At 52.0% G+C, this 14,694-nt stretch carries 13 protein-coding genes; 8 read left to right on the top strand and 5 right to left on the bottom strand.

Translation table 11 applies throughout. The features are described 5' to 3' along the window. Positions 1 to 3: 3 nt before the first annotated feature. The 3 genes from ACPXV9_RS04660 to ACPXV9_RS04670 all read right to left on the bottom strand — a co-directional run bounded on the left by ACPXV9_RS04660 (position 4) and on the right by ACPXV9_RS04670 (position 3,045). Positions 4 to 1,035 carry a hypothetical protein gene (locus ACPXV9_RS04660; protein ID WP_423895006.1) on the bottom strand — a complete coding sequence of 344 codons (1,032 nt, stop codon included), beginning with the start codon at positions 1,033 to 1,035 and terminating at the stop codon, positions 4 to 6. Positions 1,036 to 1,124: 89 nt separating this feature from the next. After that, on the bottom strand, positions 1,125 to 1,550 hold the full coding sequence (locus tag ACPXV9_RS04665) for a DNA polymerase III subunit chi (protein WP_423895008.1): 426 nt from the start codon (positions 1,548 to 1,550) through the stop codon (positions 1,125 to 1,127). Between the two features lie 7 nt (positions 1,551 to 1,557). After that, a complete protein-coding gene (locus ACPXV9_RS04670) occupies positions 1,558 to 3,045 on the bottom strand; it encodes a leucyl aminopeptidase (protein WP_423895010.1) in 1,488 nt (495 codons plus the stop codon). A gap of 165 nt (positions 3,046 to 3,210) precedes the next feature. On the opposite strand from ACPXV9_RS04670, the gene lptF reads away from it, so the two are divergent. Together lptF and lptG are read left to right on the top strand one after the other, a co-directional pair. Beyond that, positions 3,211 to 4,356, top strand: coding sequence for an LPS export ABC transporter permease LptF (lptF, locus tag ACPXV9_RS04675; protein WP_423895011.1), 1,146 nt, complete (start codon positions 3,211 to 3,213; stop codon positions 4,354 to 4,356). Then, positions 4,356 to 5,417, top strand: a complete 1,062-nt coding sequence (gene lptG / locus ACPXV9_RS04680; protein WP_423895013.1) for an LPS export ABC transporter permease LptG — start codon at positions 4,356 to 4,358, stop codon at positions 5,415 to 5,417. The genes lptF and lptG overlap by 1 nt, the downstream gene beginning before the upstream one ends. On the opposite strand, the gene ACPXV9_RS04685 is transcribed toward lptG, so the two are convergent. Both ACPXV9_RS04685 and ACPXV9_RS04690 read right to left on the bottom strand, forming a co-directional pair. Beyond that, positions 5,414 to 5,932, bottom strand: a complete 519-nt coding sequence (locus ACPXV9_RS04685; protein WP_423895015.1) for an RDD family protein — start codon at positions 5,930 to 5,932, stop codon at positions 5,414 to 5,416. The genes lptG and ACPXV9_RS04685 overlap by 4 nt on opposite strands. A gap of 47 nt (positions 5,933 to 5,979) precedes the next feature. Beyond that, positions 5,980 to 6,489: a hypothetical protein gene (locus ACPXV9_RS04690; RefSeq protein WP_423895017.1), complete on the bottom strand. Its 510-nt coding sequence runs from the start codon at positions 6,487 to 6,489 to the stop codon at positions 5,980 to 5,982. Between the two features lie 417 nt (positions 6,490 to 6,906). Between ACPXV9_RS04690 and ACPXV9_RS04695 the strand changes: the two genes are divergently transcribed. The 6 genes from ACPXV9_RS04695 to ACPXV9_RS04720 form a co-directional block, all read left to right on the top strand. Continuing rightward, positions 6,907 to 8,115 carry an acetyl-CoA C-acetyltransferase gene (locus ACPXV9_RS04695; RefSeq protein ID WP_423895019.1) on the top strand — a complete coding sequence of 403 codons (1,209 nt, stop codon included), beginning with the start codon at positions 6,907 to 6,909 and terminating at the stop codon, positions 8,113 to 8,115. A 32-nt stretch (positions 8,116 to 8,147) separates the two neighbouring features. Next, complete coding sequence (locus ACPXV9_RS04700) at positions 8,148 to 10,298, top strand: 3-hydroxyacyl-CoA dehydrogenase NAD-binding domain-containing protein (protein ID WP_423895021.1); 2,151 nt, start codon at positions 8,148 to 8,150, stop codon at positions 10,296 to 10,298. Between the two features lie 77 nt (positions 10,299 to 10,375). Next, positions 10,376 to 11,536, top strand: coding sequence for an acyl-CoA dehydrogenase family protein (locus tag ACPXV9_RS04705; RefSeq protein ID WP_423895022.1), 1,161 nt, complete (start codon positions 10,376 to 10,378; stop codon positions 11,534 to 11,536). Positions 11,537 to 11,699: 163 nt separating this feature from the next. Beyond that, positions 11,700 to 13,307, top strand: a complete 1,608-nt coding sequence (locus ACPXV9_RS04710; RefSeq protein WP_423895024.1) for a methyl-accepting chemotaxis protein — start codon at positions 11,700 to 11,702, stop codon at positions 13,305 to 13,307. Positions 13,308 to 13,495: 188 nt separating this feature from the next. Beyond that, complete coding sequence (locus ACPXV9_RS04715; protein WP_423895026.1) at positions 13,496 to 13,978, top strand: CinA family protein; 483 nt, start codon at positions 13,496 to 13,498, stop codon at positions 13,976 to 13,978. 168 nt (positions 13,979 to 14,146) lie between these two features. Then, on the top strand, positions 14,147 to 14,694 hold a 548-nt coding region (locus tag ACPXV9_RS04720), incomplete at its 3' end, for an ATPase domain-containing protein (RefSeq protein WP_423895027.1).

Genomic DNA, 14,694 nt, shown 5'->3' on the forward strand with positions numbered 1-14,694 from the left:
GATTTACTCCGGCTCTTTGGTTTTTTGTTCCAGCAATTCCAGCAACTCTTCCTTGATGCTGTATTCGATGCCTTTGAGTCTTTCCTGAATGGCATTTTCTATAATTTCATCCAGTTGCTCTGCACTGACAGTGACAATGCTGTCACCCCCCAGATCCAGATTCAGTAATTTATTACTGTCGCTTTGAGCCTTGTCCGGTAATGATGAGCCGGGTGTAGTTGATATTGGCTCGTCTTTAATGACATCCATCAGGCTGCGATCGGTGTGCAGCCGCTCGCGAATGTGTTTTGGCAGAAACGGGTTTTCACCTTTGGGTGCCTTCGGCAACTCGGGTTTTCTTGGTGCAGAAGTCGATCCGGTTTTATCGTCCGACTGAACCGGTACTTCAAACAGGCTCTGTTGACCGGGAAGGGCATCCGGAGCCATCAGCGGTTCTAAATCAGAAGCCATCAGCGGTTCTAAATCGGATGCTGAGAGTCCGCTTTTGTCGCTGTTTTCAGTGCCGTTATCAGTTTCAGATTCCTGATCGGGCAGTATCTGCGAAGACTCGGTTTCGACAGTTTCAGCTTCAACTGCTTGCGCAACCTCTAACTCGCCAACAATGTCCTCACCAGCCGAATACTGGTCAGATGTTTCATCATCAACGGTTTGTTCATCTGTATTGGCTGGTTTGATTTGCTCAGCTTCAGGCTGCTCTCGTGAAAGCAGTGCCAGATCCAGATCAATTGGTCTGGAGAACAGCGAGGGGGATTTGATGACTTCTGTGATAGGTTCGCTGGCCTCTGCTGCTTCGGTCAGCAGTGGAAGGTCTGAAAGATCAAAGGACTCTTCAACTGAATCCTGTGGATCTTCATCAGCGGCCAATTCACTATCCGGCAGGCCTGCGTCCGTGTTGACATTATCGGATGTTGTAGCTGATAGGGGGATAGCATCCTCAAGTGTCGGGATGGCTGCCAGCTCGTCTTCAGAGAGTAAATCTTTTATGGATTCCAGTTCGCCGAGGATGGCTTCAGGGGAATCTTTTGGATCTGCCATGGTGCTTGTATTCCGTTCAACTGACAGTGTTATACAGGTGCCTTAAGGCACTCCTTTATTATGGGCCAATAATCCTAATTCGGAATTAATTAACCGATTTTGTGGGTTTCAATCGGATAGCCCCTTTGTTTGTAAAAGGTAAAGTGCTCACGGGTTTCCGTCAAAATATTTTCGCTCTGGCTGACAATCTCAACCAGCCGCTCAAACCGGCTGAAATGACTGGGAATCTGGCTGCGCAAGTTAATCAGCAGATCGTGGTGGTCACCACAGTCATCCTGGCAGCCAATCACTACCGCTGCGGAGGGAGTTTCACTGTGCTCGGTGCTATGAGGGACAAAGCTTTCGGGCCGGAAGCGCCAAAGCTGTTGGTCTAACGCCTCGGCTTCGGCAGCATCATTAACGGCAATGTAAATACGATTGCCCTCCCGCCAGGCTTTCTCAGCCAGACGGCAGGCAAACAATTTACGGGCGTCGTCGTTATCATCCCCCAGGATATAAAAGCTGATGCGGGTCATACTTAGATCAGGCACCTTGCATCAGATATTCCAGTAACAGGCTGACCGGACGACCGGTTGCACCCTTGTTGGCGCCGGAGTGCCAGGCGGTACCGGCGATGTCCAGATGTGCCCAAGGGTAGCTTTCGGTAAAGCGTGCCAGGAAGCAGGCGGCAGTGACACTGCCTGCTTTGGGGCCGCCGATGTTGGCCATATCGGCGAAATTGCTGTCGAGCTGGGATTGATATTCATCCCACAGCGGCATTTGCCAGGCTTTGTCCTGTGCTGCTACGCCGGCTTGCAGCAGGGTGTTGGCCAGTTTGTCGTCGTTACTGTAGAGGCCGGTGGCGTGGGCACCCAGAGCAACTACACAGGCACCTGTCAGGGTGGCGACGTCAATCACAGCTTTGGGCTTGAACCGCTCGGCATAGGTCAGGGCATCGCAGAGTACCAGTCGACCCTCAGCATCGGTGTTGAGAATTTCAATGGTTTTGCCGGACATGGAAGTGACGATGTCACCCGGCTTGGAGGCGCCACCACTGGGCATGTTCTCGGCGGCAGCAACGATCACCACCAGATTGATCGGCAGCTGCAGTTCCACCACCGATTGCAGTGTTCCGAAGACACTGGCGGCACCACACATATCGTACTTCATCTCATCCATGGCGGCACCGGGCTTCAGGCTGATGCCGCCGGTGTCGAAGGTAATGCCTTTGCCGACGAGCACAAAAGGTGCTTCGGACTTTTTGGCCCCTTTATACTCGAGCACAATCAGCTTGCCTTCCTGATCGCTGCCTTTGGCAACCGACAGAAATGAACCCATGCCCAGTTCCTGCATCTGCTTTTGCCCCAGAACCTTGGCAGACAGTTTGGCCTCCGAGCGGGCCATTTTACGGGCCTGATTGGCCAGATAGGCGGGGGTGCAGACATTGCCGGGCAGGTTGCCCAGCGTTTTTGCCAGGCTCATGCCGCTTGCCGTGGCCAGTCCGGTTTTCAAGGCTTTATTGGTCTCGGTAACCTGCTTCTGTTGTTTGACTGAATAGGTGACGGTTTTCAGAGTTGGTTTTGCCGATTTGCTGCTCTTGAAATCATCAAACCGATACAGGGCATTGCTGAAGGCTTTTGCCAGTTGACGGGCTTTCCAGTTTTCTTCCTGATTGGCGACTTTGATGTCACCAAAAAACACCGAGGCATTCTTTGCCGGGGTTCTGGACAGTGCCAGTGCGGCGCTATTGATCAGTTTGGCGTAGTTGTCGGAACTGATGGCCTTGTCCATATTGCCCACGCCGATCAGCAGAACTCGCTCGGAACTGCAGCCCGGCTGTTGAGTCAATAGCAGGGTGCTGCCATTTCTTGGCTTGAGATCACCGCTGTCAAGCAGACGGCTGACAATATTGCCGCAGGCTTTATCAAAAGTCTGGGTGGCCGGTGGCTGTTTTTTGCCATCGACTACGGGAAGAACCAGACACTGGCTTTTGTGGGTTAACAGTTCGGCTACCTTGGCCTGAAATTTCATGGTGACTCCTCAAGACAACGACGTCAGTTTTCGGGATAATGCACGGTTTGTGCTTTACTGATTCATTATTCCGAACAGTTTACGCCATGACTCGGCGGTATTGAATCCACTGAGGCGGATAAAGGCCAAACAGAGTGGCTAAAATCTAGAGGAACGGAAAGCTTTGTGATTATTTTCAGGTATCTGGCCCGTGAAGTCCTGATCAGCATGGTTGCCATCAGTGGTGTGTTGTTGCTGATTATTATGAGCGGACGCTTTGTTAAATATCTGGCGGAAGCCGCGGCGGGCAAACTGGCACCAGACGTGTTACTGGCCATTATGGGGTACCGTTTACCGGGCTTTCTGGAGCTGGTGCTGCCTCTTGGATTATTCATCGCCATATTGATGGCCTATGGTCGTTTGTATATGGACAGCGAGATGACCATTCTTTCAGCCTGTGGCATCAGTCCACGCAGGCTGCTGGGCTACACCCTGATGCCGGCTCTGTTTGTTGCGGTTATTGTCGGCATGTTGAGTCTTTTTATCAGCCCTGCCGGGGTGCAAAAAGCCGAGCTGATTCTGAATGAGCAGAAAAAGCGCAGTGAGTTCGATCATTTAAAGCCCACCCGCTTTATGCCCAGCGATGGTGGTTCCGGTGTCACCTATGCCGAAAGCCTCAGCGATGATCGCAAGGAAATGCAGATTGTGTTTATGGCCGAGATGGGTGATGCCGCCGAAGGCGAGCAGGCCAAACTCGATGTGGTGTTGGCCAAGCGAGGCGAGCAGGTGGTCGATGAGGCAACCGGGCAGCGCTACCTGAAACTCTATGACGGTTACCGCTACAGTGGTCGTCCGGGGCAGGCGGATTATCAGGTGATTGAGTTTGATACCTATCGCCAATTACTTGAGCAGCCGCGCGGTATCGATCGTCGCAATGTCAAAGCGGATTCGTTGACGACTGCCGAGCTGATGGAAAAGGACAGTCTTGAAAATACAGCGGCTTTGCAGTGGCGTTTCTCCCTGCCTTTGTTGGTGGTGATTGTGACTCTGCTGGCAGTGCCATTGAGTCGTACCAATCCGCGTCAGGGACGCTACGTGCAAATGATTCCGGCGATTCTTATTTACATCATCTATCTGGTCTCCCTCAATGCGGCCAGAGGGGCACTGGAATCCGGAAATTTGTCTCCGGTTCCCGGTATCTGGCCGGTACACGGGGTGTTTCTGGCGCTGGCAGCACTGCTGATTTTCTGGCCCGATATTCAGATTGTCATGGCAAAAAACAAACACGCCAAATTGGTATCGGCCTCTCAATCTGCCGGTGAGGATCGATAATGCGCAAGTTAAATCGATACATCGCTCGCACCGTATCGTCGGCCATTCTGATGGTGCTACTGGTGGTAGTGGGATTGGATGCCATTGCTGCTTTGGTTGATGAACTGTCCAACCTTGAAGGCAATTACAACTTTGTTGAGGCCCTGCGCTACGTCGCAACAACCTTGCCTGCCAGTGTCTATGAGCAGCTGCAGTTTTCAGCTCTGGTCGGGTGTCTTATTGGTTTGGGAATGCTCGCCAGTACCAGTGAGTTGGTGGTGATGCGCGCTGCCGGTGTCTCGATTAACCAGATTACCTGGGCGGTGATGAAACCGGTCATGGTTTTTATCGCGGTGGGCATTTTGCTGGGCGAATACGTAACGCCGCTGACCGACCAGATCGGCGAAAGCCGTCGGGCCATTGTGATGGGCGATAAGCAGGCGCTTGAATCGCGGCACGGTCTATGGAACCGCGAAGGCGACGAGTTTATGCATTTCAATGCGGTGCTGCCCAATGGCAAATTGTATGGCGTGACGCGCTATCAATTCGATGCGGAGGGGCGTCTGTTGTCATCAAGCTTTTCCGAAACGGCCATTTATCAGGGCAGTCACTGGCTGGAAGAGGGGGGTAAGGAGACCACTTTTGCAGAGGATCGCATGAGTGTGGAAAGTTTTGCCCAGCGACGTTGGGATACCAATTTGTCCCCGGAGCTTCTCAATGTGCTGGTTCTGAGCCCAGAGGCTCTGTCGATCGCGGATCTGTATTCCTACTCCAACTACCTCAATCAGCAGGGTTTACAAAATAAAGAGTACCGCTTGGCTTTCTGGAAGAAGTTGTTACAGCCACTGGCTACGGCAAGTCTGGTTTTGATCGCTGTTTCCTTTGTTTTTGGCCCTCTGCGTGAGGTGACCATGGGATTTCGGATCTTTACCGGTGTCATAGTAGGTATCGTGTTTCGCACCAGTCAGGATTTGCTGGGCCCCTCCAGTCTGGTATTTGGCTTTCCACCGTTACTGGGTGTGGCGATTCCCTTGCTGTTTTGCTTTGTCATCGGCTTTGTTTTGCTGAGAAGGGCCAATTAACCTCTTTCACTACCCTGGCCCTTGGTCTTTTTCTTATCCGGTTTAGGCAGGACGACTACCTGAGTGTGGCTCAGGTGGTCGTGGGCTGCCATGCCGTTGCGATCAACCAGACACCAAAGATAACCCATACCACCCAGAGCAAAAGACAACCAGGCAAACAGGCATCGCGTGATGCACTGGGTCAGGGTGACGGGCAGGCCTTGATCGTTTACCAATCTCAGTCGCCAGGCTTTCATGCCCACCGTTTGTCCTCCGCGCATCCAGAAGAAACTGTAAAAACCGATGATCACTACCAGCATCAGCACAAAACCGATCAGCCCCAGTTCCATCTTCTCACCCTGAATGTGTGGCGCCTGAAAGATTTTGTATTTAACAAACAGCGCGATGGAGCCATAGGCCATAAGGACCGCCATCAAAATCAGGCTGTCGTAAACCATGGCGCCCAAACGGCGCATCAGGCCGGCGATGGCAACGGTTTCCTGAGGGGAGGTGTTGTGACTGGTTGGTTGAGACATAAAAAAGGCCCGCTGATGATTGCGGGCCGGATTATAGCAACGGCAAGCTAAAATTCGTACTGCACGCTTAATTTTACCTTGTCATCGGAGAGGCGAATTTTGTAATCCACATCTTCACTGACTTTACCGTTACCGGCGCTGTCGGGAACGACCTTGTTGTCGCGGTAGTGCTTGTTGCGCATGCCATCCCAGTAGGTGCGAAACCCCATCTTCACCAGTCGCGAAACCACCTTGGTGCCGAAATGCAAACCATCCCCTTCCGGCTCTTGCAGCCATTGATGGTTCAGGGCTCGCTGTTGGATGCTCATATCGGAAGAACGAATATCCTCTGCGGCCTTGGCCAGTTCTTCATTACTCAGGCCTTTGCTGGTCAGCCAGTTGTTGCCTTTATGACCGTGCTTGAGGGGGTTGTAATAATTGAAATCGTTGGGAATGTAGCCATTGGCTGTATCACTGGCATAAGTACTCGCCAATGGCAGTGACAGACACGTCATTGCCAACAACAGGGTAAACCAGCGGTAACACTGCTGGCGATATACAACATTGAATATCATCATAACGCCACCTCTTGTTTAGAAGTATGGTTCTAAATATCGGCCGTTGGAACAGATTCTCTTAGACAAAAAAGTAATGTTGGCAGGTGTCCTTTTTATGACGGATTTCACATTTTGATTTAGGTGCCATTAAAGCTCAGGAACGATGCTGTCTCGGAAGCTAGGTGGTACTTATCCGGAATGCTGTCGATACCTGATTTATAAAAAGAACAGGTATTAGAGCTCATTTTTTAATGTAAAAGTTGTCTAGATGCGAGTGTTGCAGAGCTGTGCCATCAAATGTCAATTTTTCTGTTCAGTCGAGTCAATGAATGGCTGGTGGGATTCCAACAAACTCACCGCTGTTTCTTGAAACCCAAGGCTTGGATGCCTGTTTTATTGCCCTCAGCGGCAACCCAAAATGAATAAAGAGGTTACTCTATGACCAACAACGCATATATCTACGACGCGGTTAGAACACCGCGAAGTAAAGGTAAAAAAGACGGCTCACTGCACACCGTTAAACCCATCGATCTGGGAGCCGGTCTGTTGCGTGAATTGCAGGCCCGTCATGATCTCGATACGTCTTATGTTGACGATGTGGTGTTTGGTTGTGTGACGCCAATTGGCGAACAGGGCAGCGATGTGGCGAAGATGATCGCCCAGAACGCTGACTGGGATGAGTCGGTTGCAGGTGTTCAACTTGACCGCTTTTGCGCCTCCGGTCTTGAAGCATTTAATACCGCTGCAGCACGAGTTGCTTCAGGTTGGGAAGACATGATTGTTGCTGGTGGCGTTGAGTGTATGTCCCGTGTGCCCATGGGCTCCAATGGCGGTGCCATGGCCGGCGATCCGGAATTCGCCATGAAAACCGGTTTTGTTCCTCAGGGCATTGGTGCCGACCTGATTGCCACCTTGGCCGGCTGGAGCCGTGAAGATGTGGATGCCTACGCGGTTGAGTCGCAAAAGCGTGCGGCCCACGCCCGTGACAATGGTTACTTCGACAAGTCGGTTGTGCCAGTAAGGGATCGCAACGGTTTGATCATTCTCGAGAAAGACGACTTTATTAAGCCTGAGACCACCGTTGAAGGTCTGGGTAATCTGAAGCCTTCCTTTGAAATGATGGGGCAGTTTGGTTTTGATGATGTGGCACTGCGCAAGTACACCACCGTCGATAAAATCAATCACGTCCATACCCCGGGCAATTCCTCCGGCATCGTCGATGGTTCTGCCGCGATTTTGCTGGGCAGTGAAAAAGCCGGTAAGGATCTGGGCCTGACTCCTCGTGGCCGTGTTGTTGCTACCGCCGTACTGGCAACGGATCCCATCATCATGCTGACCGGTCCTGGTCCAGCCGCTGAAAAATGCCTGAAGAAGGCGGGTCTGAAAAAATCCGATATCGATCTGTGGGAAATTAACGAAGCCTTTGCCTCTGTCGCCATGCGTTATATGAAGGATCTGGATATCGATCACGAGATTACCAATGTTTGCGGTGGCGCTATTGCCATGGGGCACCCTCTGGGTGCTACCGGTGCCATGTTGGTGAGCACCATGCTGGACGAATTGGAGCGCCGCGGTCTGAAGCGCGCAATGCTGTCACTGTGTGTGGGTGGTGGCATGGGTATCTCCACCATCATTGAGCGTGTGTAACTGGCGAATAGGAATTTTTAAGGTAATTGATTATGAGTGTTTTTAAATACGAAAAAGATGCCGACGGGATTGTAACCGTCACTATGGATATGACCGGTCCTGTTAATGCCATGAACGCTGAGTACGACGTGGCCATGAACGAGACGGTTGATAAGCTGGAAGCGGAACAAGGTTTGACCGGTGTGGTCTTTGCCTCTGCCAAGAGCACGTTTTTTGCGGGTGGCGACCTGAACATGCTGCTGGCTGTAAAAGAAGAAGAGACCGAAGAATTTTTCAACGGCATTGTGGCCACCAAAGATCGTCTGCGTCGTTTGGAAAAATTGCCGGTTCCGGTTGTGGCTGCGATCAATGGCGCTGCTCTGGGTGGTGGCTTTGAAATTTGTCTTTCCTGTAATCACCGCATTGCCTTGAACAGCAAGGCCGTTCAAGTTGGCTTGCCAGAAGTCAGCTTGGGTCTGTTGCCTGGTGGTGGCGGTGTGGTGCGCATGGTGAATCTGCTGGGTTTGACTGATGCCTTGCCATACTTGCTGGAAGGTAAAAAAGTCGATGCAGCCAAAGCCCTGAAGGCGGGTCTGGTTCACGAAACTGTTGAGTCACTGGATGAACTGGTGCCTCGCGCCAAAGCCTGGATTCTGGAAAACAAAGACAGCGAAGAAGCGGCTCAGCAGCCATGGGATCGCAAAGGTTTCCGCATTCCGGGAGGCAATGCCAACAGCCCGAAGCTGGCGCAGACCATTATGATGGCACCAGCCATGTTGCGTCAGAAAACCCGTGGTTTGTTGCCTGCGCCTGAGATGATTCTGGATGCGGCCACCGAAGCTGCCCGTCTCGGTTTTGATAACGCACAGATGGTGGAAGCTCGCAACTTTGCCTATCTGGCTTGTAAGACACCGCAGGCCAAAAACATGATCACCACGTTCTTCTTCCAGTTGAATCAGGTGAATGGTGGTGGCAACCGTCCCAAAGATGTCGAGAAATCCAAAGTCGCAAAAGTGGGTATTCTCGGTGCCGGCATGATGGGACAGGGCATTGCCTATTCCTCTGCCATGTCCGGTATTGAGGTAGTCCTGAAAGACATTTCACAGGAGGCCGCCGACAAGGGCAAAGCCTATAGCGAAAAATTACTGGATAAGCGCATTGCCCGTGGTCGTATGACCGAGGAGAAAAAGGCCGATATTCTGGGACTGATTACCGCGACGGCTGACGATGCCGACCTGCAAGGCTGTGATCTGATCATTGAAGCCGTGTTTGAAAACATGGAGCTGAAACACAAGATCACCAAAGCCACCGAAGGTTATCTGGCCGACAATGGTGTCTGGGGTTCCAACACCTCAACCCTGCCGATTACGCAGTTGGCCGAAGGCAGCAGTAAGCCCGAGAACTTTATCGGTATTCACTTCTTCTCGCCGGTGGACAAAATGCCATTGGTCGAGATTATCTGTGGCGAGAAAACCAGTGATGAAACTCTGGCGCGCGCCTTTGACTATGTGCGCCAGATCAAGAAGACACCAATCGTGGTGAATGATTCTCTGGGCTTCTTCACTTCCCGTACTTTCGGTACCTACATCGACGAAGGTATTCGTTTGGTGCAAGAAGGTGTTCATCCGATTCAGGTGGACAATATGGGCAAAGCCATTGGTATGCCAGTGGGTTCACTCACCGTTCATGACGAAACCAGTCAGCAGTTGAGCCACAAAGTAATCAGCACCCAGAAGGACATGGGATTGTTTGTCGAGCCGGCCGATGGTGATGCCATGACGGAGATGGTGAATTGGATTTACGGCGAGCACAATCGTGGTGGTCGTCACCATGGCGGTGGTTACTTCGACTACGCAGCCGATGGCAGCAAAACCGTATGGCAGCCTCTGGTAGAAAAGTACTACAAGGAAGATCACGGTCTGGAAGAGCAGGACATGAAAGACCGTTTACTGTTCCGTTCCGTGGTTGAAACGCTCAAATGCCTGCAGGAAGGTGTACTGCGCAGTGTGGCCGACGGTAACATCGGTTCCATCATGGGTATTGGTGCTCCGGTCTGGACCGGTGGTTATCTGCAGTTTATCAACACCTACGGTGCCAAAAAGTTTGTAGCGCGCTGTAAAGAGCTGCAAGCCAAGTACGGTAACCGTTTTGAGCCACCAGCCATTGTGGTTGAAAAGGCAGAAAGCGGCGAGCTGTTCAGCTAATCTGGCCTTTTACAAAGCCCACCTTCTGGTGGGCTTTGTTGTTTTTAGATGCATAGAATCAGGTAGGGAAAACAATAATGAGAGCTTTTACCGACGATCAGAATATGTTCCGCGATGCCTATCGCAAATTTCTGGAACAGGAAGTAGCACCGCATATGGAGCGCTTTCGCGAGCAGGGCATTGTCGATCGCGATATTTTCAAGAAAGCCGGAGATCAAGGGTTTCTGATGATCTGGCCCGATGAACAATACGGTGGTCTGGGTGACGATGACTTCCGCTATGAGCAGGTCATCATGGAAGAAAATGCCCGGGCCGGTACCGCCGAGTGGTTCTGCACCCTCCACAGCCGTTTGGTTGGAACCTATTTTCAGCGTTTTGGTTCCGAGGAGCAGCGCGAGCGTTTTTTGCCCGATTGTGTCAGTGGCGAAAAGATTCTGGCGGTTGCCATGACCGAACCGGATGCCGGTAGTGATCTGTCAGGCATGCGCAGTCACGCCAAAGATATGGGCGATCACTTTGTGCTCAATGGTTCCAAAACCTATATCTCCAATGGCATCAACGCCGATCTGGTGATTGTCGCTGCTAAAACCGATCCGGAAAATAACCCCTATGCCGTGGGTTTGTTTGTGGTGGAGCGAGGCATGGAAGGCTTTGAGCGGGGGCGCAATCTCGACAAGATGGGCATGAAGGCTCAGGACACCGCGGAATTGTTCTTTAATAACGTCAAAATTCCCAAGGGAAATGTTCTGGGTGAACCCGATAAGGGCTTTTATTATTTGATGGAAGGGCTGGCAGAGGAACGCCTGATCGCTGCAGTCGGCAATATGGCCCACGCCCGACAGGCCTTTAACCTGACTCGTGACTTTGTGATGGAGCGCAAGGTGTTTGGCAAGCCTCTGTCTCATAAGCAGAATACTCAGTTCAAACTGGCCGAGCTGGATACAGAGATTGATGTGGTTCAGGTGTATGTGGATCACTGTGTTGAACTGCACAACCAGGGCAAGCTGACCGCCAACATGGCCGCCAAGGCCAAACTGATGGCCAGTGAGGTGGAATGGCGCATGCTGGACGAAGGCGTTCAGCTTCACGGTGGTGCCGGGTATATGAATGAATACCCCATTTGTCGCATGTTCTCCGGGGCGCGGATTAATCGTATTTTGGCGGGAAGTTCCGAAGTGATGAAGCTGATCATCAGCCGGGATGTCTTTTCTGACAGTTACAGCAGTATCCTCGATTAATCGACAATATTTTATTGGCAAAGCCCCGCCTGATATTGGTTCAGGCGGGGCTTTTGTTTTTCTGACCTGCCTCAAAGACTTAAATCGACTTTCTATATTAATATTTCCCGGTTTGTGTCGATAACCAGAAGAATAACAAGAGCTTTAGTGGGGCTATACCATCATGACGAAGGACCGATCCATTCGTTTTTTACTGTTGAGTGCACTGGCCAGTGCTTTTTTGCTGGTTTTGATATTCACGTTGGCCTACAGCGTCAGCACTCAGCGTGACCGAATGGAAGACTATACCCGTCAGCATCTGAAAAGCATGTCCAAGTCCTATTTTGACGCCCTCAACACCATGATGTTGACCGGGACCATGGGTAACCGTGAAATGCTCAGAAGCAAAATGGTGGCCCCTTCAGAGGTGCAGGATGTGCGGGTGGTCCGCAGTGAAAAGCTGAGCGCCCTGTTCGGTGCCGGTACCAATGGCGAACAACCTGCGGACGATATTGATCGCCGGGCACTGGCTGGCGAGACTATTGAACTGTTTCACAGTGACGACGATGGCCGTTTGCTGACCATGGTCGAACCCATCAAGGCCGTCAAAGATTATCAGGGCGTCAATTGTCTGACCTGCCACATGGTGCCCGAAGGTGAGATTCTGGGGGCAATTCGGGTGGATTATTCGCTGGCGAAGGCCGACAGCGAGCTGAACAATCAACTGATGTTTAATGGCGCAGTGCAAATCGTTCTGTTTATTCTGGCTTTTTCTCTGACAGCCTGGGTGCTGGATCATATTGTGATCAAGCGTCTCAGAAGGTTGCACGATACCATGGGGGACATCGCTGAAAATTCTGATCTGAGTATTCATCTGGAAGTAGGACGCGACGACGAAATCGGTTCCGTCTCCCGGGCCTTTAATCGCATGATTACCCAGATGAACGAAAGTATGCGCACGGTGGTGGATAACGCCAATCAGGTTCACGAAGCGGCGCAAACCATTGCCCAGAAAGCGGAGACTACCGAGCAGGAAGTACTGACGCAGAAGAGCAATACCGATCAGGTCGCCGAAGCTACTGCGGATATGGCGGCGTCTGCCGAACAGGTCAAGGGCAACGCGGTTGAGACGGCGGAGCAATCCCATAAGATGCTGTCTACGGCAGCGGAGGGAGAACGTCAGGCCAAAGCAGCGGTTGCCGGAATTGAAGCTCTGAGCAATGAAGTGCAACAGGGCGCTGGCCGGATTCAGGAGCTGAATAGTCGCACCGACGAAGTGGCGGCAGTACTCGAGGTGATTTCCAGTATTGCCGAGCAAACCAACCTGCTGGCTCTCAATGCTGCCATTGAAGCGGCCCGTGCCGGTGAGCAGGGACGTGGATTTGCGGTGGTTGCTGATGAGGTTCGCTCACTGGCATCCAGAACCCAGGAATCCACCGGTGAAATTCGTCAGACCATTGATGCGCTCAAGAGTGAGGCCTCCGATTGTGTCCAGATTATGGATCAGGCATCGAGCATGGCTCAGCAGCAGGTCGAAGCCATAATGGAAGTATCCCGAGAGCTGGTAGAGATTGCAGAGGCCGTGCGTGGCATCAGCACTCTGAACGAGCAGATGGAAAATGCCGCCAATGAACAAAGCCGGGTGGCCGAAAATATCAACGCCAACGTTCGCGAGATCAGTCAGTCGTCGGAACAAACCTCCGGTGACGCTCAGCAGACCGCGCGCATTGCCGAAAGTCTGTTGGCCATGGCTAACGCCTTGCAGGATACGGTTAAGCAATTTCGTCTTTGAGTTTAGTGATTGTCATCTCGAGCGAAGGAGAGATCTCCCGCAGCGACTCGAGATGACAGTTGTTGCTGACTCGGCGCTGTTTTCCCAATATTTTTTCTTTCCTTCTTCTCATGCCCTTGAGGGGGTGTGCCCGGTTTTAAAAATCCGTATCCTAGCCCCTGCAGACACTGAAACGGGCGTCAAGAATCATGTTTAATCCCTCTCTGGTAAACTCCATTGCTGAACAATTGTTGTCCCGGCGCTGGGTGTTGGGCACCGCTGAATCCTGCACTGGCGGCATGGTTGCAGCAGCCCTGACGGACGTGTCCGGCAGTTCGGAATGGTTTGAAGAAGGGCTGGTGACCTACGCCAACCACAGCAAAAGCCGGTTACTGAATGTATCGCCTGCACTGTTGGAGCAGGAGGGCGCTGTCAGTGAAGCCACGGTCAGTGCCATGGTCACGGGCGTCTTAAGCCGAGGTGCTGACGTTGCTGTGGCTACCAGTGGTATTGCCGGTCCGGGCGGCGGCAGTGTGGATAAGCCGGTGGGCACCGTCTGGTTTGCCTGGCGTCAGGGCGATCACCTCATCACCGATAAACAGGTGTTTCCGGGTGACCGCAGCCAGGTCAGAAAGCAGGCCACAGAGCACGCATTGGCCGGCGTATTGAAACTACTGGAAAGTACTGTATAAAAAAATAGCACTGTAAACTTGTACAGTTGTTTTGTTTGTGCTTCAATACCAATCAATCGCACGAAGTTATGCGAATCAATCACAAGATTTCAGGCTGGTCCACCAAGGGAGTGGGTTGGCTTAGCCAACTGGCTGATAAGCTGAAAAAGAGAACAAACGGGGTAAGTTATGGATCAGAATAAAGAAAAAGCATTGCAGGCGGCACTGGGCCAGATCGAGCGTCAGTTCGGTAAAGGTACTGTGATGCGTATGGGAGACAAAGAGCGTGAGCGTATCCCTGCCGTATCTACCGGTTCTCTCGGGCTGGATATTGCACTGGGTATTGGTGGTCTCCCCAAAGGCCGTATTGTTGAGATCTACGGCCCGGAATCTTCCGGTAAAACTACCCTGACTCTGCAGGCCATTGCCGAGGCTCAAAAAGCCGGTGGCACCTGTGCCTTTATCGATGCCGAGCATGCGCTGGATCCGATCTACGCTGAGAAACTGGGTGTGAATGTGGATGACCTGATCGTGTCCCAGCCCGATACCGGTGAGCAGGCATTGGAAGTGGCTGACATGCTGGTGCGTTCCGGTGCCATCGATGTGCTGGTTGTGGATTCTGTTGCGGCTTTGACGCCAAAAGCTGAAATCGACGGTGAGATGGGTGACCACCATGTGGGGCTGCATTTTGTCAACCCTGCAAATGATGCTGATTTTTTGTCATATAGAGAAGCAAT

This window comes from Candidatus Pelagadaptatus aseana (genome assembly GCF_040362265.1).
In the GTDB taxonomy this organism is placed as follows: domain Bacteria; phylum Pseudomonadota; class Gammaproteobacteria; order Pseudomonadales; family Cellvibrionaceae; genus Pelagadaptatus; species Pelagadaptatus aseana.

Coding starts and splice junctions, on each gene's coding strand:
- ACPXV9_RS04685 (WP_423895015.1), bottom strand. CDS start 5,932: ATGTCTCAACCAACCAGTCACAACACCTCCCCTCAGGAAACCGTTGCC.
- ACPXV9_RS04670 (WP_423895010.1), bottom strand. CDS start 3,045: ATGAAATTTCAGGCCAAGGTAGCCGAACTGTTAACCCACAAAAGCCAG.
- lptG (WP_423895013.1), top strand. CDS start 4,356: ATGCGCAAGTTAAATCGATACATCGCTCGCACCGTATCGTCGGCCATT.
- ACPXV9_RS04690 (WP_423895017.1), bottom strand. CDS start 6,489: ATGATGATATTCAATGTTGTATATCGCCAGCAGTGTTACCGCTGGTTT.
- ACPXV9_RS04700 (WP_423895021.1), top strand. CDS start 8,148: ATGAGTGTTTTTAAATACGAAAAAGATGCCGACGGGATTGTAACCGTC.
- ACPXV9_RS04715 (WP_423895026.1), top strand. CDS start 13,496: ATGTTTAATCCCTCTCTGGTAAACTCCATTGCTGAACAATTGTTGTCC.
- ACPXV9_RS04665 (WP_423895008.1), bottom strand. CDS start 1,550: ATGACCCGCATCAGCTTTTATATCCTGGGGGATGATAACGACGACGCC.
- ACPXV9_RS04710 (WP_423895024.1), top strand. CDS start 11,700: ATGACGAAGGACCGATCCATTCGTTTTTTACTGTTGAGTGCACTGGCC.
- ACPXV9_RS04695 (WP_423895019.1), top strand. CDS start 6,907: ATGACCAACAACGCATATATCTACGACGCGGTTAGAACACCGCGAAGT.
- ACPXV9_RS04705 (WP_423895022.1), top strand. CDS start 10,376: ATGAGAGCTTTTACCGACGATCAGAATATGTTCCGCGATGCCTATCGC.
- ACPXV9_RS04660 (WP_423895006.1), bottom strand. CDS start 1,035: ATGGCAGATCCAAAAGATTCCCCTGAAGCCATCCTCGGCGAACTGGAA.